The sequence below is a fragment of the Pollutimonas subterranea genome (genome assembly GCF_002849655.1).
In the GTDB taxonomy this organism is placed as follows: domain Bacteria; phylum Pseudomonadota; class Gammaproteobacteria; order Burkholderiales; family Burkholderiaceae_B; genus Pollutimonas; species Pollutimonas subterranea.
In genome coordinates this window covers 21270-40240 of sequence record NZ_PDNW01000026.1, presented here as the reverse complement: position 1 = coordinate 40240, position 18971 = coordinate 21270, and the positions used below count along the sequence as shown (strand labels likewise).

Here is an 18971-nt window from a genome sequence, read left to right as displayed (position 1 = left end):
TTAGGTGGCATCATTTTCCTGACGATTTGCTCTTTGAGCTCAGGGCTATAGGCGGACATGAAAACACTCCAACCGCCCCCTCATCTATTAGGTTCAAGTGACCGGACATCTATTGTGACAGAGGGGGAACGTAGCCTTGGCTAATCACCGGAGCGCCAGTTGCGCCATTGGCCGTGAACGCGACCCCGTTTGCCAAGTTGGTAACCGTGATATCGCCGGTTCCGGTCGCAGTTACGCCCGAACTTAGTCCCGTAGCGGAAATAGAGGCAAGACCGCCAGTAGTGGCTTCAGTATTACGAATCGAGACGGCTTCAATGTTAGAAATCAGCGCATTATTGAGAACGTCTACAGTTCCGACCGTGGTCACAACGAGGGTATCTGTGCCGGCACCACCATTAATGCTGTCTATAACACTCAGCGTCGTGTTAGCGGTAGTAACTGCATCAACCACGCCAACGAACGTATCGTTACCCGATGTGCCGACTAAAGTCTGAGCAGCAGCAGTAAGCGTGAAAACTTGGCCGCTCGACGAATCCGAAGGTACTTGCTCGCCAGCTGGAACGGGTTTAACTGTCAGCGATTCAGCTGTACCGAAAGCCACATAGTGGGAGATCGGATCAAGACCGCCAGCGACAAAAGCGTCTTTCACTTGCTCTGCGGTCCAGCCCTTTGCTGGTTCAGCTGCTTGCAATTGCGCAAGCTTGTCTGCCATGTACGAGCTGACATCGAAGCTGTTGGATGGGTTGACGTTTTCAGTCAGAGCGAACGCCTGATAGTGGCCCCAAACAGTCATGCCCGCGTCTTTAATGGCCAGTGCGACGTTGTCGGCGGTCCAGACCTTAGTGTTGCCGGCAACACTATTCAATTGAACAGCTTTAGCTGCCAGGTATTCTGTTGCGTTGAAATATTTGTTAGGGCTGGTGCGTTCAATCGAGCCGAAGGCTTCGAAATGGCTGAACGCAGTGAAACCTGCGTTTACAAGAGCAGCATCAAGTGTAACGATGTTGCTATATGTATTGTCGCCAGCGGCGCGCAATTGCGCTAGCTTGCTGGTGAGGTAGTCTTCTTTATTAAACCAGATTGGGTTCGCCATTCTTCAACACTCCGAAATATTAGGGATAAAACTTACGTCGATTGCAGTAGTTACATCGATCGCAGTATACGACAATAAACAAGTCGCTACAGCTTGTTATTGTTGGAGCATACACTATCATCCTTAGGCTTTTGGGCCTTTTCGGGCGATTTTGATGCTTGAAAACGACATATGTTACGATCTACAGCACTCGCGATACGGCCACATGGCCGGATTTCTGAAGCATGATGTAATCACATCATTCAGCCTCAGACAGCTTTTTACCATAATAAACACGGTTTCAATTCGTTGATAAGCGCGCTGTTGTGACAAGAAGGGGCTAAACAGTTGGTAGAATAAGGGTTTTCTCCCGGACCGGCGTGACGCACACCTTGGTCGTGAAGGTATTCAATGTCTGTATCGCTCGACCCTGTGGCGCTTTCAAATCTCACTGGCCAAACTTCCCGCGTCGCCCCCAGCAAACAACCACATACGTTGCGACTCCAAACATCCAGTCTACGTGCATTATGGGTCACCACTATTGCATTGAGCAGTTTCGCCGGTATGCCCGTTCATGCGCAGGCCACGTCCATTCCTTATAAGTATCTACTGCACGCGCAGTACGATAGCCCCGACGCTGCCGAGCATGGCGTACCACCCTCTTCTATTCAGGGCGTCGTAGACCTATCCCGCGCCTGGCGCCTGGCCCTTGAATACGACCACACTTATCTGGCCGCCATTAGCGAGCAAGCCGCGACACAGACACAAAGACAACAAGGGCGTTCCGCCCTGCTGCCGCAGGTGCAGGCCGGCTATTCGCGCAGCAAGGTAAAGGGTACTGTCGAACAGCCCTCTATGGGGCGGCGCTTATCCTCGGACGTCAGTTACGACTCTACCAATGCCTATGTCCAGCTGCAGCAACCACTGTTGAACTATGGGCGCTATGCGGAATATCGCCGTGGCGTGGCACGGGCCCAGCAAGGCACTGCGGTCTTCGCCGTCAAGCAGCAGCAAACGGGTATACGCCTCGCGACGGCTTATTTCAACCTACTTTTGGCTTACGACAAGTGGGGCTTGCAGGTTTCGCTGACTGAGTCGCTGGAATCGCAGACTAAAGCACTGGAAGCACGATACCGACAAAGCGAGGGAACCAGCACCGACGTGCAGGAAACGCAAGCCCGGCTTGCCGTGGCTCGCGCGGATGTGATTGCTGCCGACGATCAGTTGCGTGTGGCCGCGCGCGAATTACAGGCATTGGTGGGTGCGCCCGTGGACACGGTTGCTACCCTCACTCGAGACTTCCCCGTATTGCCCTTGATACCGGCCAGCCTTCAGCAGTGGCTGGAGCGCTCCGTCAACAATGCGGACGTGCGGTCCGCACAGGAAGCGGTGCGCGTGGCCGATGCCGAAGTGGACCGGGCCGCAAGCCGCTACTTTCCCACCATGGACCTGGTAGCCAGCTACGGCAAGGCCGATAGCGAAAATCTGTCGACGTTAAGCCAGCGCAGTAATACCTTCATTATTGGAATCCAGGTCAACATCCCTATCTTCACCGGCGGCTACAACACGGCCAATGTGTCGCGGGCGCGCCTGGATTGGCGCCGGCTGCAGCAGGAACTGGATGCGACGCGTGAACGGGTGCAGGCCACCATTACGCGCCAATACACCAATGTGCAGGGGGGGGCCGAGCGCATCAGCGCCCTGCAAGCCGCGGTGGAATCCAGTCAGCTAAGCCTGGACTCGGCGGAAAAAAGCTTTTTGTACGGCGCTACTAGCAATCTTGATGTGCTCAAGACGCAAGACAAGCTGTATCAGGCCAAATACCAGTTGGTAAAGGCGCGTCTGGAGTATTTATTGGCGCACATGGAACTGGCCAGCGCCGTGGGTGAGCTGGAAAGTGTTCAGTTCGACCGCATCAGCAATGTCTACCTGGGGCCGGCCATTTCACTGAATGGCAAACAGGACTAGCCCAACACCACTTTCTCCGGACCGAAATACGTCTTGCTGACCGCGTTGATCACATTGGCATCAAGCCCACCTACGGCGCCTGACAACATCAGCCTGGCCAGTACGTATTCCAGCCTGGCCTGTACCAGGTCCAGGCGTGAGCGATAAAGCTGGTCCTGGGCATCCAGAATGTCCACGATGCTGCGCGTACCGGCCTGGTAGCCCATTTCGATGGCCTTCAGCGCGGCTTCGGTGGACTCCACCGCCGTTACCAAGGCCCTGACCCGCTGTGTGCCACTGACCACGCCCTGGTATTGCCGCGTCACCTCGACGGAAATGCGCTCACGCGTGGCGGCCAGTTCCTGGCCGGCACGGTCGCGGTTATGTCGCGACTGGCTGACCTGTGCACTGGTCAGTCCTCCGGAGAAAATAGGCAGGGAAACCTGGAAGCCAAAGGAATTGGTCGCACTGTCCTGATCGCGCGTTGATAGCGTCTCGCTGGAGACGTCGCGCCGCGACGCCACGATATTCAGCGTTGGCAGGTGGCCGCCGAAGGTGCGGCCCACTTCCAGGTCGGAAATACGCAAGCCTTGCTGTGCTGCCCGTATCTCTGCATTGCCAACCATGGCCATGGACTGCCAATCCGACAAGGCACCTGGCACCAAGGGCTTGGTCTGGAAGGCGGCCTTCAGCGTCGTCAACGCGATGGGGGAACTGCCTATCATTTCCTCCAGCTCGCGACGCGCCACGATCAAGGCATCTTGTGCCTGAATCACATCGGCCTTGGTCAGGTCACGTCGCGACTTGGACTCGCGCACGTCGGTCACCGTGCCTTCGCCACTGTCGTAACGGCGCTCGGCGGCGGTGATCTGCTTTTCGTTGGCTTGCAGCTTGCTCTCGGCCAGCACCACATTTTCGTATGACAACAGTGTTTGGAAGTAGCGGTTGATCAGGCGCTCGGAGGTGTCGGTGGCTTTGGTATCAAACACGGCCAGACTGTAGTCAGCGCGGGCGTGGCCCTGCCTGTATTCCTCGATGCGGCCCCAGTCGAAAATGGGCTGTGTGGCCCGGATCTCGTTGGTGTGCGACATATAGTCCAGGTCTTCGCGTACCACGTCGCCGCGCGCAGTGGGGCTGTCCAGCGTGCCACGCACCTTGTTGCGGCCCAGCGAGGCGCTGACCTGGGGCAGCAAACCGGCCCGGCCCATGGCCCTGTTGGTTTGACCGGCTTCACGCTCGCTGATGGCGGCCTGATAGGTCGGATCGTGCTCCAGCGCGGCCGTCCAGGCGTGGCTAAGCGTCATGACGGAGGGCGACGTGTCTTTTTGCGCCACCTCCACCCTGCTCGTTTGGACTTGCGCGTATGCCGGGGCAGCAAGCAACGCCACCAGTCCAGCCGCGCTTACTGAAGCCAGGATCGCACGCATGGTTACTGTTCCTTGAAGGACTTGTTCAGACGCTCTAGCAAAGGCTTGAGCAGATAGCTCATCATCGTGCGCTCGCCCGTGCGTATCAGCACCGAAGCCGGCATGCCGGCCCGAATGACATTATTGCCCAGCATCTCCACGCCCTCTGGCGTGACTTCGATTTGCGCACGATAGTAAGGCATGTTGGTGGCCTCATCGGTCAGGCGGTCCCCCGATACCGTGAGTACCGTGCCGGGAATGTTGGGCGTGCTGGAGTGGTTAAAGGCCGGAAAGGTGATTTCCACGGGAAGTCCGGGCGCCACCTTGTCGATGGCCTGTACGGGCACCTGCGCCTGCACCAGGTAGGCGTGATCGGCGGGGATGACCTCCATCAAAACCGTTCCAGGGCCGATTACGCCACCCAGGGTGTGTACCTTAAGGTTTTGCACGACGCCATCCAGCGGCGACCGAATTTGCGTTTCGCGAACGGTGTAATCCAGCGCGGACAGCCGGTCGCCAAGGGCCGAGGCTTCTTTTTGCACGTCGGACAGTTGCGACTGGACTTCCTTCTGGTATTCCTGGCTGCGTTGTATCACACGCAATTTCAGTTCCGAGACCTGGTTGCGCACGCGCCCTGCTTCGACCATGTCGTTGGACAAGGCCGCCTGCAACTGGGCGGCGTCGCGTTCCAGTTCGAACATGCGATTGCGCGGCAGATAGCCTTCTTTGGCCAATTGGCGCACACCCGTAAGTTCGCGGTTGATGAAGTTGATCTGCGACTTGCGGCTGCCCTGGACCTGGGTAAGACCTTTAAGCTGCGCTTCAGCGCCACGCTGGTTTTCTTTGAGGATGGCGATTTCACCCTTCAATGCCTCGCGCCGGGTTTCAAACAGACGCGCCTGCGCGCGCACGGCGCTCGCAAAACGCGGGTCGTCCTTGAAGCGCTCGACGACGTCCGGGTCGTTCACGACCGCGGGCAATTCGTCGCGTTCGGCCAGCAACCGGGCTTCGGTCGTCTTGGCCATGATGTACTGGGCACTGATGACCCCTTGCTCGGCAACGGCGCGAGTGGGGTTAAGACGCACCAACACCTGGTTGGCGCTTACCTTATCGCCTTCGCGCACCAGGATTTCGTCCACCGAGCCGCCTTCCAGATGCTGGATGGTCTTGCGGTTGCCCGCGACCTCCACGGTGGCGTTGGCCGGAATACCGGCGTCCAGCGGCGCAAACCCCGCCCACAAGGCAAAGCCACCAAAACCGATCAGCAGCACGGCCATGCCCCAGCGCATGGGCGCCTGGGAATTTGTATCGACCAAGTCCACCACGTCGGTGACGTCGGAGGATTTATTCTTCTTGAACCAACTCATGTCAGGCCTGCCCTTTCGCTACGATTTGCAGAGGCGTGGGGCCGCTGGCCGCAGCGGCGATTTGCGCCTGTTGCTGGCGCAATGCCTTCAGCACATCTTCGCGCGGGCCGTACAAGGTCATGACACCCTCGCGCAAGACCAGCAGCTTGTCCACTGCATTCAGAATATTCATGCGGTGTGTAATAACGATGACTGTTGTGCCGCGCCGCTTCAAGTCGTTCACCGTCTGGACCAGCGCGGCTTCGCCGACGTCGTCCAGGTTGGAATTGGGTTCGTCCAGCACCACCAGCGCCGGATCGCCATAAATGGCACGCGCCAGCCCTACACGCTGCTTTTGTCCGCCAGACAAGGAAGCACCGCCTACGCCCAAGCGCGTGTCATAGCCTTGCGGCAAGCGCAGGATCATGTCGTGCACGCCAGCTCGCTGGGCGGCCAGGATCACCTTGGCATCGTCAGGTTCGCCGAAGCGGGCGATGTTTTCTGCAATCGTGCCTTCAAACAGCTCGATTTCCTGCGGCAAATAGCCTAGGTGCGGGCCCAGTTCGTCTTTATTCCAGTGGAATACGTCGGCGCCGTCCAGGCGCACGTGCCCTGCCCGAGCCTGCCACACGCCGACCAGCAATCGTGCCAGCGTGGATTTGCCCGAAGCCGAGGGTCCGATAACGCCTACCACCTCGCCGGAACTGACTGCGAAGGAAAGGCCTTTCAAGATGGAGACCGGCGCGCCGGGCGCGCTGGCGAAGACGTTTTCAAGCAGAAGGTCGCCTTTCGGAGCAGGCAAGGTAATTTTCTCGCCGCGCGGCGGCGCTTCTTTCAACATTTCGTCCAGGCGGCCATAGGCCACGCGCGAAGACAGCATGTTCTTCCAGGTGCCAATGGCAAGCTCGACCGGCCCCAGCGCTTTGCCCATGAGTATTGAGCAGACAATCATCATACCGGCGGTAATGGTACCGTCGATAACCAGCAGCGCACCCGCACCAAGGATAAGGGACTGCAGTGAAATACGCACGAATCGCGTAACCGTGCTGATACGCGCAGCGCGGTCGGAAGCCACTGTTTGCAGCGACAACACGCGGCGATGCTGACCAAACCAACGTTCGCGCAGGCCGGGCAGCATGCCCATGGCTTCGATCACTTCGGCGTTGCGCAGGTGGTTGTTGGCAAAGTTACCGGCCACGATAGAAGCCTGATTGGCCTCGGCCAATGGCTTTTGCGTGGCGATATTGGTGATGTAGGCAAGCACGAACAACAGAATCGAACCAACCAGTGTAATCAGGCCCAATAGCGGATGGACCATGAAGGTGACGGCGATGTAAATAGGCGTCCACGGTGCATCAAAAAACGCGAATAGCGCATTACCGGTCAGGAATTGGCGCAAATTGGTCAGGTCGTGGATGGCTTGCGACGGGTTGCCACCGGCTCGTACCAGGTTCTGTTCGAACGATGCCGTGAATACGCGCTTGTTCAGCAGCATATCGAAACGGTTGCCGACGCGAATCAGTACCGAAGAGCGGGCAAATTCCAGCAAGCCCGACAGCAGGTAAACGCCCAACACCAATATGGTGAGCATCAACAAGGTGGTCTTGTTGCCGCTGGCCAGCACGCGGTCATACACCTGCAGCATATACAGCGAAGGCGTAAGCGCAAGCAGGTTGATGACACAGCTGAATGCAGCCAAACTGTAGAACGTCTTGCGGAATCGGTAGAGTACTTCGCCCAACTCGGTGCGACGGGATGACTTCATGGGTGGACCTGTAGGCGGCACATGGCTAGCAGCATAGCGAGTGCAAAACGATAGTGAAAAAGGTTTAGTCTTTTTATGAAAAAGCCTTTTACTATATCACGTTGCCCCCCTACAAATGGTTGAACGCCCGCGATCTGCGGGCATTGTTGCGTACTGTCTGCAAACTATAAACCGTGTTTAACGCAAGCCGCCGAAGCTGATTGTGCCGCTATCGTTCAGGAATTCGAGGTCCAATTCGCCGCTGGCGGTCTGCGGAAGCGCGGTCGGCTGGGCGGCATGCGCCTGGGCCAGCTGGCCGAGTTTCTGCAAATGCTGCATGGACAGCAATTGGCAGTAGATGATTGGCAGCGCGCCAGACTGGCGGACTTCTTCGAAAGCCTCGGCAGACAACTTGTTCAAGGTCGCTTCGTCGATACGATGCAAGCCTTCTATACTCTGTTCGCCCGCTTCGTTCTGCAGTTTGATCGGCCAAGGCTGTATGAGGCCATGCTGCTGCAAGACCGCGCACATGCGCTGGGTGGTCTGGCGATTTTCGCTGACCTGCGACAAGAAGCCGAGCACATCCTTCAACGGCTGCGCCGGTTCGCCGGCTTCATCAAAGAAAAGCTCGCCGTCGGTGTCCGAAAGTAGACCGCTGTCTTCGATGAAGCACATGACCTGCTGGCCATCCTGCGTGTTGGCCAGCGCGAAGGGATAGCCGCGATACGCGGCCGGTATGTATTGCGCTAGCCAGCGGCCGTCGGGGGCGACATACAGGTTCTGGCCGGGCTGCAAGCCCTGCACCGCCACGGGCATAAACCCACCGTCGACCTCGATAAAGCCCACCGGAATTACCATGGCGGCCTTGGGCAGTTCTTGTGCGACCAATTGTGCAACAGCGTCGCCTGCGGCAAATGAATATGAGGTGTAGCGTTGCCAACGTTTGCCGGCATGGTTTTCTTGGGAAATGACTTGTAAAGCGGGCATTGATCTTCCTGTATGGCGAAGGAGTATCCAATTATAGGAGACACCCTCTTCAGCCGACTTCAAACGACTTCGTCGCCCCTAAGGCGTCTAATGGATAAGAGTGCCCAGGCTGGTCGGCTGCGACTGTGGATTTTCGAGCCAAGGCAGGCTCAAGGGTAAATGCCACTGCGCCTCTTGCGACTTGGTGATCAGCAACTGGATCAATTGATGTACGTGTTCGGGCTGCAAACTAATCGCAAGGACTGGCTCGTGTGCACTGGCCGTGACCATCGCCTTGGGCATGGGCAATCCCTTGAATGCCATGGTCAGCTGCTTGTCTTCCAATTGGATGACCAGTTCGGTGGCCAGATAGAGTTCGGGCGGGGGAGCAACCGAGGCCGCTGCGGCTTGCGATACGTCGGCCAGCGTCGGCGGCGTATCGGCGACGGAAGGCTCCGCGGCTTGGTCGGCGTCTTGCTTGGCTTGCATGGCTTGCTGATGTGCCATCTGCAATACTTCCTGCCAATGCTGCGCAGGCGTCTTGCTAAGGCCGGTCAGGTCGGCCAGCTTGGACAGCAGTTCGTGCAAAACGATCATGACCATACGACGCGTCAACAGCAAATTGACGGGGCCGTGCTCACCGCGATTGGCCGTGACGATCAGCCGGTCTTCATAGGCGCCGAAGGTGATCTTGAACTGCTGGCTTAGCCAGTAGGTGGTATCGGTTTGGGTAGAGTCTGTCATGTGTTTCCAGCCTTATGTGCGTTGCGTGGCGGTTGGAATGAGCTCATGCCTTGACGCCCAGACGTTCACGTTGATAGCTGCCATCCTGCACGTGACGGCACCATGGCAGGTTGGCCAAATACCATTCCACCGTTTTGCGTATGCCGGATTCGAAGGTTTCTTCTGGCTTCCAACCAAGGTCGCGCTGAATCTTGGAGGCGTCTATGGCGTAGCGCAGGTCGTGGCCGGGACGATCGGGTACATGGGTGATCAGGCTTTTGTAGAAAACAGCCTGGCCATTGGCGTCCGCCGGCATGGGCCGCAGCTCATCCAGCAACTCGCAGATGGTGTGTACGACTTGAATGTTCCTTTTCTCGTTATGGCCGCCGATGTTGTAGGTTTCGCCTATTTCACCCTTTGTGACAACTTCATATAACGCCCGCGCATGGTCTTCCACATATAGCCAGTCGCGAACCTGGTTGCCCGCACCATATACCGGCAGCGGTTTTCCGTCGAGCGCGTTCAGTATGACCAGCGGTATGAGTTTTTCCGGGAAGTGATAGGGGCCGTAGTTATTCGAGCAATTGGTGATGAGCGTGGGCAAGCCATAAGTGCGGCGCCACGCGCGTACCAAGTGATCGGAGCTGGCCTTGCTTGCCGAGTACGGCGAACTGGGATCGTAAGGTGTACTTTCGATGAATAGTTCGCTGGGGTCTTCCAGGTCGCCATAGACTTCATCGGTCGATATATGGTGGAAGCGAAACGCCACTTTGCGCGTTTCGTCCAGGCCCAGCCAATATTGGCGCGCGGCTTCCAGCAAAGTATAGGTGCCCACAATATTGGTTTCTATGAACGCCGCAGGTCCGTCGATGGAACGGTCCACATGCGATTCGGCGGCCAGGTGCATGACGGCATCAGGCTGATGCTGGGCAAACACGCGGTCCAGCTCGGCACGATTGCAGATGTCGACCTGCTCGAAGGCATAGCGATCGCTGTTTGCCACGTCGGCCAGCGACTCCAGGTTACCGGCATAGGTCAGCTTGTCTACATTGACGACCGCATCAGTCGTGTCGGCCACTACATAGCGCGTCAAGGCCGAGCCAATAAAGCCGGCACCGCCGGTAATAAGGATTTTCATAGAGCGTAAACGTTCAAGGAGGCGAATTCAACAATTTAGCATAGGCATCGGCTGGACGATGGCGCCCCGGCTTTGTGGCGGATAATCACCGCAGTATCAGGAGCACACCATCGTCGGCCTGCAGGACGACGTCGAAATAGTGCGCGTAAGCCGCTGGATTGAAGTCGGGATACTGCTGGGTGGACACGACCAGCATGCGACTGCCGAATTTTTCCAGCTGCTGTTTCATGGCTTCTGCTTCGACGGGTGTGCACCGCTGGGCATTGCAATCCAGCATGCTGCTATACCTACCCGGCCCGAACCAGTCTCCGATTACGACACCATCAAAGTAGTACACCGCGTTTTCAAAGCCCAGCTGGACCAGTCGATCCCCGTATTCGGGAATCAGCGTATTCGCTTTCTTAAAGAGCGTGTAACCCGGCTTTTGACTGAGTATCGCGTCCCACTGCACCGTTTCCTTGTGGTACTTGTCGTAGCGGTTGGCCGCGAAGATCACCATCATGGCCAGCACTATATAACTGGCGATGGCGCCTCTTCGGTTCAGGGCCAGCTTATTATTTGCCGCAAGCGGTAGCAGCCCGACGCAGCGATACAAGGTATAGAAAGACAGCAAAGTGCCAACAGCGGAGATGGGCGCCAGGTAACGCGTGACCTGCGTCACGAAAAACCAGAAGACAAAGTAGGCAAGAAAGACGAATTGCAGGGCCCGCACCGGCGCGGGCGTCCTTGGCAAGACCAAGCCGATGAAGGCCAACATCCATACAATAACGTTGGCTTCCTTCAGCGTCGACCAAAGGTAAAGGGGATTCAGCGAAACGCCATGCGTGGCTTGTTCCGCTTTCTGGCGTAGCAAGTCGTCTGCATTCCACAGGAAAAAGCCGAAGTAATTGCCGCCTGCCGGGTGCACGGGGTCGCCCGAATTCACAAAACTGCGCAGGTACCACCAACTTCCCGTCAGCAGCACGGCAAGCCCATAGACGACGGACGCCTTGCCATCGCGGCGCGCGAGCACCACGCAGACACCCAGCAGGAACGCGAATGCACCGCCAAAATACTTGCTTCCCGCGGCGGCTCCGGCCAGCAAGCCGGCAGCGATCAGCCAGCCATAGGATCGCTTGCCCCTGTCTTGGCTGAGCCACAGCGCAAACGCCAGCGTCGCCCCCCAGCAGAACAAGGCCAATCCATTATCGATATAGGCGTAGCCCAACGACGGCTTGATCGGCCCCAGGGTAAAAAGCAGGACCGAGGCGATGGCGCCGGGCAATGGCGTACCCATGATCCAGACTGATGCGCCTATCGACCCGAGCGCCATGATAAACAAGGGAATGGACGCGAAGGTCTGCGCCATCAGGTCGCCGCCCAGCATCAAGCCCAATGCCAGCAACAGGTTGATATTCTGAGGAAAGAGCGGAAAGCGCAGATACTCGTTAAGGACGAAGCCCTGATGCTGCAAGGTGTCCCGTGCCAGGGGAAGCTGATACATCGTATCGTCCCAGTGCCCAGGCGGATGAAAGGCAACGATCATTGCCGTAAACAACAGCACGAGCACCATCAGCACGTCAAGCACGGCTGCACTGCGGCTCGTAATATGAAAGAGATGCAAGACTCGGGCTTGCTTCATGGCGATGGGTAGAGCCGCCATTACCAATACCAGGCCGGTGATCAACACGGCAATGCCGCTAAACCAACCGATTAAACCCAGCACGAAGAGCGCCGCAATATTTGCCAGGCAGCCCAGGCTGATGGCAAAAAACCATTTAAGGTAACGGTTGCTGTCTGGCGCAGGTGACGACGTCCATAAACCCATGGGCTTGAACAAGGCGAATCCGAGGACGGCGCAGTGCAACAGGAACAGGCTTGCCGCCGCGTGTACCCTGATCAAATCGAAAACCATGGGGCGCCTGATCCAGCAAGGTAAGGGGCTACAATTCTATCAGTTGGCTTTTGTCCCGGAATGCCTAAATGATTGAAATCAATGTTGCCTAGAATCGCTATCGTTTTACCTGCCTACAACGAAGAACAGACCATTGCCGCCACCATTGAAGCCTTTCATGCCGAAATGCCGGATGCCCGCATCGTGGTGGTCGACAATAATTCGCGAGACGCCACCGGCCGGATCGCGGCTGATACGCTGGAGCGGCTGGGCGCCAACGGCACTGTCCTGCACGAGCCACGCCAAGGCAAAGGCAATGCGGTGCGCCGCGCCTTTCTGGACATCGAGGCGGACGTCTACGTGCTTGCCGATGCCGACCTGACCTACCCGGCCCAACGCATCCACGACCTGGTGCGCCCCATTTTGAATGGCGATGCGGACATGGTGGTGGGCGACCGCCACTCGGGCGGGCACTACGCATTGGAGAACAAGCGCGCCTTGCACAGCTTTGGCAACACCCTGGTTCAACGCTTGGTCAATTGGTTGTTCGGCGCGCGGCTGGTCGACATCATGAGCGGCTATCGGGCGTTCAACAGGTCGTTTGTAAAGACTTACCCGATTCTGGTGGAAGGCTTCCAGATCGAAACCGACATGACGCTGCACGCCTTGCATCGCCGGATGCGCATCGTTGAGCTGCCGGTGGAATATCGTGATCGTCCGGTTGGCAGTGTGTCCAAGCTGAATACGTTTTCAGATGGCGCCAGCGTCATCTTCACGATTGCCCAGATTCTGCGCTACTACCGGCCCATGGTCTTTTTCATGGCGCTCAGCATGTTGTTTGCCGTGGCCGGCGTGGTGGTGGCCGTGCCCGTATTCGAAGAATGGTTCGGCTCGCAATATATCTCGCACGTACCGTCGGCTGTGCTGGCGGCGGCGCTGGAAACCGTAGCCTTCCTGTTGCTGGCGGTGGGCGTGATTCTTGATTCCATCACCCATCACGAAAAACTCAAGGCCGAGCTGCATTACCTGGACGTGCATCGGCGCTCGGTTGCGGATGAGTCGCGGTTTACTGGCCAGCCGCAAACCGGTACAGCAGGTAGCGCGACACCAGGAAATTGATGAGCATGCCCGCTACACTGCCCGCCCCCACGCCGATGACCAAATGCTGCTGCACCAGCGGGTAGGAAATGACCAGCCAACTATATACGGCGTAATTGACCGCCCCACCGGCCAACATCAGCGCCAGGTAGAAAAGAAATTCCCGCTTCCTGGACAACTCGGACCTGCGCTTGCGGAAAGCAAATGCCCTGTTGATGAGCCAGGTGGCAAGCACGGCGGCCAGGAAGGACACGCCGCGCGCGTAGAACGGGCCCAGTATTTCGTGCAGCGCATACAAGACCGCGGTATCGACGGCAAAGCCGCACAGGCCCGCCATGCCGAAAAGCAGGAATTCACGGATGGTTTTCATAATATGGGTGAATTAGGCAAAATGGCGGGGTTGTTACCCAGCCGGTAAGCGTAGCATGTTACGTATTGGCGCCCTGACTATAATCACAACCCTTAATCACTCATATCATTGTGCGAATGGCAATAACCGAAAGCCGTTTCCAAGGTAGCGCTTTACCCATACTGGCGTCGTCGGGCGTATTCCTGTACTTCTCGCTGATGTTTGCCATTCCTTCGGGTTATTCCTATGGGGCGATGACGCTGCTGCTAAGCGGCGTGTACTTCATGGCCCGGCATCCTTTGCCCACACTGACCCGCGAAGAAAAGACCATCATCTTTTCGCTGCTGGCCGTATTCCTGTGGTCGGTGCTCATGGTCTTGCTGCACGACAACAGCCCCAAGCCGCTGGACCAGACCAGCCGCTTGATCATGGCGATTCCTATATTGCTGATGCTGCGGGCCATGCCGCCCCGGCTGCCGCTGCTATGGGCCAGCGTAGTCATTGGCATCGTGCTGTCCAATGGCATTGCCGTGTGGCAGTTGCACTGGCTGGGGGATAACCGGGCCGCGGGCTTTCTTAACATCATTCATTTTGGCAATATTGGCCTGGTATTCGGCTTGTTCTGCATCGCCGGCATGCTGTGGGCCGGTACGCAGGGCCGGTATGCCAAGCACTGGCGTGTCGCCTTTGCGGTCGGCGTCCTGGCCAGCATCTATACCGTCATGGCGTCTGGCAGCCGCGGCAGCTGGCTGGCTATTCCGCCGGTTGCGCTGGTCTTCCTGTATGCCTTCATGCATCGACGCAACATCAAGCATGCATTGATGGGGCTTGCCGGCGTGGTGGTTGTGGTGGGCGTGGTGTTTTCGGTACCGGAAACCGGCGTGCAAGAACGCTACGACCTGGCGGTGACCGAAGTCGACAAGTACATGACCACGAAATACGTCGGCAAGGACGCCGCGGTATCGTCGGTGGGTGCACGCCTGGAAATCTGGCGCACCGCCTTCATCCTTATACCCCAGCGGCCGCTGCTCGGCTGGAGCCACCAGGAAGCCCGGGCTGAGATCGAGCGGCTGGTGGCGGAAAAGAAGGTCGACCCCTACATGCTGGAAATGGCGAACACGCACAATAATTATCTTGAGGTGCTGTTGTTCCAGGGCGCGATCGGCTTGGTGCTGCTGCTGGCGATGTACCTGCTGCCCTTCTGGTACTTCTGTAAGCGGCTGCGCTCGCCCGATATCGCGGTGAAGGCACTGGCCTTGTGCGGGTCCACGCTCCTGGCGTCGTACTTCATGTTTGGCATGAGCCAGGTGATCTTGGGGCGCAATAACGGGATTATTTTCTTTGTGTTGACGATGGTGATTGTGTGGGCGTGTATGCGGAATGCCGAGGCCGGTGCACCAAGCCAACGATTGGACGCTTGAGGTCACTTCCGCCTTCGAGCAGGCAATGGGATGACGTCTTTACGGCGCAGACGTAACTCAATTACCCCATAGCGACGACAGAGGAGCGGCCCAGATCCGATCTCCCAATGGCATCGTCTCTGTGCCGTCGTACAGCAACACCCCCATCCTGAATTGATCACCCGCGATGCCGGCCAGTTTTTTCAGGCCGCGCAGATCGCTCTCCCTGACGGTGGCTGCGGCTTTCACCTCGACGCATACCAAGTTTCCCGCGGCATTCTCGATCACGACATCGACCTCGAACTTGTCGGCATCCCGGTAGTACATCAAGCGATAGTCGCCGTCTGCAGTGGTCGTGTGCTTGAGCAGCTCGCTAAAAACGAACGTCTCCAGCACATTGCCAAACCGCGTGCGATCCTGCTGAACCTCATCACCGCTCAAATCGAGCAGCGTCGCAAGCAAGCCAGAATCGATGAACTGCAGCTTCGGCGTCTTTACCACGCGATTGAGCCGGTTGCGCGCCCAGACATCGATGCGCTTGAGCAAGTACATCTGCTCAAAGACACTGACATACCGAGAAGCTGTCTTGCCATCCAGTCCCACCTGGCCGCCGAGTTGGGTGTAATTGCACATCTGGCCTGCCGTCTGCGCCAGTGCACGCAGAAAGCGCGGCAGATGGTCCAGTTTCTCGATGCCCGCCACGTCGCGGACATCACGCTGGATTATGGCGTCGATGTACTGGCGTGCCCACGCCACTCGCCGCTTGGCAGATGCTCTCGTAATTGCTTCAGGGTAGCCGCCACGCAACACTCGATCAATCAGATCGCTGCCCACGGAAGGTTGATCTGCCTTGAGAATCTGTCCTGCGAATGCGCTTTCTATCCAGTTCGCAGAGCTGAATCGGATTTCGCTTTGCGATAGGGGCAACAGCGACAAGGTTTCCATCCGGCCAGCCAACGAATCAGCGACGGTCGGCAGCGCCATCAGGTTGGCCGAGCCGGTCAACAGAAAACGCCCGGGACGTCGATCTTCATCCACGCTTTTCTTGATGGCCAACAGCAATTGAGGGGCACGCTGGATCTCATCGATCACTGCCCGATCCAGGCTGCGTATCATGCCAACCGGGTCTTCCCGCGCTGATAACAGCGTCAGCTCATCGTCCATGGTCAGGTAGCGCAGGCCCCGCTGCTCTGCTATTTGACGCACCAGAGTCGTCTTACCCGCTTGGCGAGGGCCGACCAGTAGGACTACTGGCGTGTCCTGCAAGGCTTCAGCTGTGCGTAGCTCGATTCTTCGTGGGTACAAAGATGTCATGTCCATATGCTAACGATATCGTAAATCTCGGAATGATTCAACGTAAATTCCGGAATTTATTAATGTAAATTCGGGAACAAAGCGTCGTTTATCGCGGCATGAACATAGGAGGTAGCTGTGGTTTTTCCTGACATTTCTGGATTCTCCGCATAGATATCTGCTGAAACTACAAGTATTAATCGGAAGCCGCACGCATTAAAGTACTGATTCGAATGTTATTCAGGGTCATTCCCATGGCCGCTCCGCCTACCGACTAAGACAGCCCCTGGAAAGAAGCGCTGGAATACTACTTTGACGGCTTCCTGGTCCAGCTCGCCCCATGGCTGCACGAACAGATCAATTGGGACGAGCCACTCGTGTTTTTAAACAAAGAATTGCAAGCCGTCTCGCGCGGCGCGAGTTCCCGACGGCGCTACGCCGACAAGCTGGTGCGTGTGCATGCACTTTCGCTTTCCTGTCGTACACTCAGCGTCGTGGCTGCAGCGCTGGAGCGAACTGGAACAGCGGGCCGCGAGCAACCCTTTTGCGCTGGTGGTAATGGCGCAATTGCAAGCCCAGCAAACCCGTAAGAATGGCTTACAGCGTCTGGTGTCCAAGACCAAAATTGCGCGGCTGATGTACGCCATCAATACGACCGTAAAAATGTCTTGCAGCTATTTCGCCTAATCGACTGGATGATGGCGCTTCCCGCCGAACTGGAACCCGCCTTCGAACAGGCAATGATCACGATAGAACAGGAGCACAAAATGGCATTTGTCACTAGCATAGAACGCCTGAGTGAGAGGCGTGGACTAGAGAAAGGTCTGGAACAAGGCATAGAACAAGGTAGGTACAAAGGCCTGCGCGAAGGCGAAGCCCTGATGCTGCAACGTCAACTTAGCCGTAAGTCCGGCCCTCTTCCAGAGGCCCAAAAGCAGCGTATTTGGGCCGCAACGCCCGAACAGCTGGAAACCTGGTCGCTGAACATCCTGGATGCCGAAACACTGGATGACGTATTTGCGGCCTAAAGCAAGCGTTATATTTCGTGTGCCCGCCCGGAGTTGCTGGGGAAGACGGCGTGGGCGCCGGTTTTATACAAAAGTCGCAACCGCGACTCCGAAACGTTCGCTGAGCGCCCGTACTTGGCGGATGTTGAGGTCACGCTTGCCAGCCAGGATTTCAGAGACAACGCCCTGACTCCCGATCTCCGGCAAGTCACTTTGCTTCAAGCCGTGCTGCTCTAGTAGAAACTGCAGAGCCTGCACACCCGTAGCCTCAGGCAAGGGGTAGTGGTCAGCCTCAAAGTCTTCAATAAGGTCGCCAACGATATCAACCAGCTCCATCGCAGGATGGCTTTCATCACCAGCAGCCTCATCAAGAAGCGCTTCGAGTAGCGCGGTCATCCGTGCATAATGAGCGTCGTCGCGAATGGGTGCGATGTCCGTGGTACTACGAAACTGTTCCCATATCGGAAGCAGGCGCTTTACGTCGATGTGTGCGTTCATGATTTCCAAGCTCCTTTGTCGTAGTCCCGATGAGTAAGCACCGCTTTGATATACACAATTTGACAAATCATAGTTTCAAACGCGTCGAAAAGCTTCATTTTAAGATGTGCGCGTCATCTCCCACCGCCAGGCGTCATCGCACATTTCCTGTATGCCTTTCTCGGCCCGCCACCCCAACTTCTGGTACGCCATTTCGGTATCGGCCCAGCAGGCGGCAATGTCGCCCGGGCGACGTGCCACCAGGTCGTAGGGTATGGTCTTGCCGCTGGCTTGCTCGAAGGCCCGTATCATGTCCAGCACCGAGTACCCGGTGCCCGTGCCCAAATTCACCGTCAACAATTCCGGCTCTTTTTCCAGGCAATAGCGCAAGGCCTGCACATGGCCTTGCGCCAAATCCATGACGTGAATGTAGTCGCGCACGCCGGTGCCGTCGGGCGTGTTGTAGTCGTTGCCGAACACCTGCACTTTGGGCCGTTGGCCGGTAGCTACCTGCGCCACGTAGGGCATGAGGTTATTGGGTATGCCTTGTGGCGCCTCGCCGATCAGGCCGCTGGGATGCGCGCCGACCGGATTGAAATAGCGCAGGCGGGCAATGCGCCAGTCGGGTTCGCTGCGGTACAGGTTCTCCAGCATATCTTCCACCACGAGTTTTGTGTGCCCGTAAGGATTGGTGGCAGAGCGTGGATGATCTTCGGTAAGCGGCAGTTTCTGCGGGTCGCCGTAGACGGTGGCCGACGACGAGAACACGATGCTGCGCACGCCCGCCTGCTGCATGGCCGTTAGCAGCTGAACGGTACCGTGTACGTTGTTGTCGTAATAAGCCAGCGGCATCTGCGTCGACTCCCCTACTGCCTTCAGGCCTGCGAAGTGCAGCACGGCGGTGATCTTGTGGGCGCGGAACAGCAGCTGCAGGGTCTCGGGGTCGCGAATATCGCCTTGCGCGAATTCCGGGCGGATGCCGGTAATGTGGGCAATGGCATCCAGGACGGCCAGCGAACTATTGCCAAGATTATCAATGATAATGACGCGGTATCCGGCCTGCTGCAAGGCCACTGTGGCGTGGCTGCCTATGAATCCGGTGCCACCCGTAACGAGTATAGTTTGAGTCATC

17 protein-coding genes are annotated in these 18971 nt (G+C 57.3%); 5 read left to right on the top strand and 12 right to left on the bottom strand.

The annotated features are described in order from the left end of the window. Positions 1 to 109: 109 nt before the first annotated feature. Complete coding sequence (locus tag CR159_RS19820; RefSeq protein WP_102075684.1) at positions 110 to 1093, bottom strand: hypothetical protein; 984 nt, start codon at positions 1091 to 1093, stop codon at positions 110 to 112. Positions 1094 to 1636: 543 nt separating this feature from the next. Between CR159_RS19820 and CR159_RS19815 the strand changes: the two genes are divergently transcribed. Further along, entirely contained in the window at positions 1637 to 3040 is a 1404-nt protein-coding gene (locus CR159_RS19815; RefSeq protein WP_158238571.1) for a TolC family outer membrane protein, read from the top strand. Here the strand turns inward: CR159_RS19815 and CR159_RS19810 are convergent. From CR159_RS19810 to CR159_RS19780, 7 genes are all read right to left on the bottom strand, one after another. After that, positions 3037 to 4446: a TolC family outer membrane protein gene (locus tag CR159_RS19810; RefSeq protein WP_102075682.1), complete on the bottom strand. Its 1410-nt coding sequence runs from the start codon at positions 4444 to 4446 to the stop codon at positions 3037 to 3039. The two genes, CR159_RS19815 and CR159_RS19810, sit on opposite strands and share 4 nt — an antisense overlap. A gap of 2 nt (positions 4447 to 4448) precedes the next feature. Further along, positions 4449 to 5792 (bottom strand): HlyD family type I secretion periplasmic adaptor subunit, encoded by a 1344-nt coding sequence (locus CR159_RS19805; RefSeq protein ID WP_102075681.1) that lies wholly within the window; start codon positions 5790 to 5792, stop codon positions 4449 to 4451. A 1-nt stretch (position 5793) separates the two neighbouring features. After that, positions 5794 to 7536, bottom strand: coding sequence for a type I secretion system permease/ATPase (locus tag CR159_RS19800; protein WP_102075680.1), 1743 nt, complete (start codon positions 7534 to 7536; stop codon positions 5794 to 5796). Positions 7537 to 7713: 177 nt separating this feature from the next. Continuing rightward, a complete protein-coding gene (locus tag CR159_RS19795) occupies positions 7714 to 8502 on the bottom strand; it encodes a SapC family protein (protein WP_102075679.1) in 789 nt (262 codons plus the stop codon). 87 nt (positions 8503 to 8589) lie between these two features. Beyond that, entirely contained in the window at positions 8590 to 9225 is a 636-nt protein-coding gene (locus CR159_RS19790) for a hypothetical protein (protein WP_102075678.1), read from the bottom strand. Between the two features lie 43 nt (positions 9226 to 9268). Continuing rightward, positions 9269 to 10342, bottom strand: coding sequence for a dTDP-glucose 4,6-dehydratase (rfbB, locus tag CR159_RS19785; RefSeq protein ID WP_102075677.1), 1074 nt, complete (start codon positions 10340 to 10342; stop codon positions 9269 to 9271). A gap of 85 nt (positions 10343 to 10427) precedes the next feature. Then, entirely contained in the window at positions 10428 to 12236 is a 1809-nt protein-coding gene (locus CR159_RS19780) for a hypothetical protein (protein WP_102075676.1), read from the bottom strand. Positions 12237 to 12317: 81 nt separating this feature from the next. Here CR159_RS19780 and CR159_RS19775 point away from each other — a divergent pair, with 81 nt between their 5' ends. Next, positions 12318 to 13334, top strand: coding sequence for a glycosyltransferase (locus tag CR159_RS19775; RefSeq protein WP_102075675.1), 1017 nt, complete (start codon positions 12318 to 12320; stop codon positions 13332 to 13334). Here the strand turns inward: CR159_RS19775 and CR159_RS19770 are convergent. Next, on the bottom strand, positions 13282 to 13683 hold the full coding sequence (locus CR159_RS19770) for a GtrA family protein (RefSeq protein WP_199173376.1): 402 nt from the start codon (positions 13681 to 13683) through the stop codon (positions 13282 to 13284). The genes CR159_RS19775 and CR159_RS19770 overlap by 53 nt on opposite strands. A 116-nt stretch (positions 13684 to 13799) precedes the next feature. Here CR159_RS19770 and CR159_RS19765 point away from each other — a divergent pair, with 116 nt between their 5' ends. Beyond that, on the top strand, positions 13800 to 15083 hold the full coding sequence (locus tag CR159_RS19765; RefSeq protein ID WP_102075673.1) for an O-antigen ligase family protein: 1284 nt from the start codon (positions 13800 to 13802) through the stop codon (positions 15081 to 15083). Positions 15084 to 15140: 57 nt separating this feature from the next. On the opposite strand, the gene CR159_RS19760 is transcribed toward CR159_RS19765, so the two are convergent. Beyond that, positions 15141 to 16376, bottom strand: a complete 1236-nt coding sequence (locus CR159_RS19760; RefSeq protein WP_233208421.1) for an ATP-binding protein — start codon at positions 16374 to 16376, stop codon at positions 15141 to 15143. Positions 16377 to 16814: 438 nt separating this feature from the next. Between CR159_RS19760 and CR159_RS19755 the strand changes: the two genes are divergently transcribed. Then, a complete protein-coding gene (locus CR159_RS19755) occupies positions 16815 to 17042 on the top strand; it encodes a hypothetical protein (RefSeq protein WP_102075671.1) in 228 nt (75 codons plus the stop codon). Further along, positions 17024 to 17383 (top strand): DUF4351 domain-containing protein, encoded by a 360-nt coding sequence (locus CR159_RS19750; RefSeq protein WP_143705488.1) that lies wholly within the window; start codon positions 17024 to 17026, stop codon positions 17381 to 17383. Before CR159_RS19755 ends, CR159_RS19750 begins: the two co-directional genes overlap by 19 nt. Before the next feature lie 63 nt (positions 17384 to 17446). Here CR159_RS19750 and CR159_RS19745 read toward each other — a convergent pair whose 3' ends face one another. Continuing rightward, positions 17447 to 17860: a helix-turn-helix domain-containing protein gene (locus CR159_RS19745; protein WP_102075669.1), complete on the bottom strand. Its 414-nt coding sequence runs from the start codon at positions 17858 to 17860 to the stop codon at positions 17447 to 17449. A 99-nt stretch (positions 17861 to 17959) separates the two neighbouring features. Beyond that, positions 17960 to 18970, bottom strand: a complete 1011-nt coding sequence (gene galE, locus CR159_RS19740; RefSeq protein ID WP_102075668.1) for a UDP-glucose 4-epimerase GalE — start codon at positions 18968 to 18970, stop codon at positions 17960 to 17962. Position 18971 lies beyond the last annotated feature (1 nt).

Coding starts and splice junctions, on each gene's coding strand:
- CR159_RS19820 (WP_102075684.1), bottom strand. CDS start 1,093: ATGGCGAACCCAATCTGGTTTAATAAAGAAGACTACCTCACCAGCAAG.
- CR159_RS19815 (WP_158238571.1), top strand. CDS start 1,637: ATGCCCGTTCATGCGCAGGCCACGTCCATTCCTTATAAGTATCTACTG.
- CR159_RS19810 (WP_102075682.1), bottom strand. CDS start 4,446: ATGCGTGCGATCCTGGCTTCAGTAAGCGCGGCTGGACTGGTGGCGTTG.
- CR159_RS19805 (WP_102075681.1), bottom strand. CDS start 5,792: ATGAGTTGGTTCAAGAAGAATAAATCCTCCGACGTCACCGACGTGGTG.
- CR159_RS19800 (WP_102075680.1), bottom strand. CDS start 7,536: ATGAAGTCATCCCGTCGCACCGAGTTGGGCGAAGTACTCTACCGATTC.
- CR159_RS19795 (WP_102075679.1), bottom strand. CDS start 8,502: ATGCCCGCTTTACAAGTCATTTCCCAAGAAAACCATGCCGGCAAACGT.
- CR159_RS19790 (WP_102075678.1), bottom strand. CDS start 9,225: ATGACAGACTCTACCCAAACCGATACCACCTACTGGCTAAGCCAGCAG.
- rfbB (WP_102075677.1), bottom strand. CDS start 10,342: ATGAAAATCCTTATTACCGGCGGTGCCGGCTTTATTGGCTCGGCCTTG.
- CR159_RS19780 (WP_102075676.1), bottom strand. CDS start 12,236: ATGGTTTTCGATTTGATCAGGGTACACGCGGCGGCAAGCCTGTTCCTG.
- CR159_RS19775 (WP_102075675.1), top strand. CDS start 12,318: ATGTTGCCTAGAATCGCTATCGTTTTACCTGCCTACAACGAAGAACAG.
- CR159_RS19770 (WP_199173376.1), bottom strand. CDS start 13,683: ATGAAAACCATCCGTGAATTCCTGCTTTTCGGCATGGCGGGCCTGTGC.
- CR159_RS19765 (WP_102075673.1), top strand. CDS start 13,800: ATGGCAATAACCGAAAGCCGTTTCCAAGGTAGCGCTTTACCCATACTG.
- CR159_RS19760 (WP_233208421.1), bottom strand. CDS start 16,376: ATGACATCTTTGTACCCACGAAGAATCGAGCTACGCACAGCTGAAGCC.
- CR159_RS19755 (WP_102075671.1), top strand. CDS start 16,815: ATGCACTTTCGCTTTCCTGTCGTACACTCAGCGTCGTGGCTGCAGCGC.
- CR159_RS19745 (WP_102075669.1), bottom strand. CDS start 17,860: ATGAACGCACACATCGACGTAAAGCGCCTGCTTCCGATATGGGAACAG.
- galE (WP_102075668.1), bottom strand. CDS start 18,970: ATGACTCAAACTATACTCGTTACGGGTGGCACCGGATTCATAGGCAGC.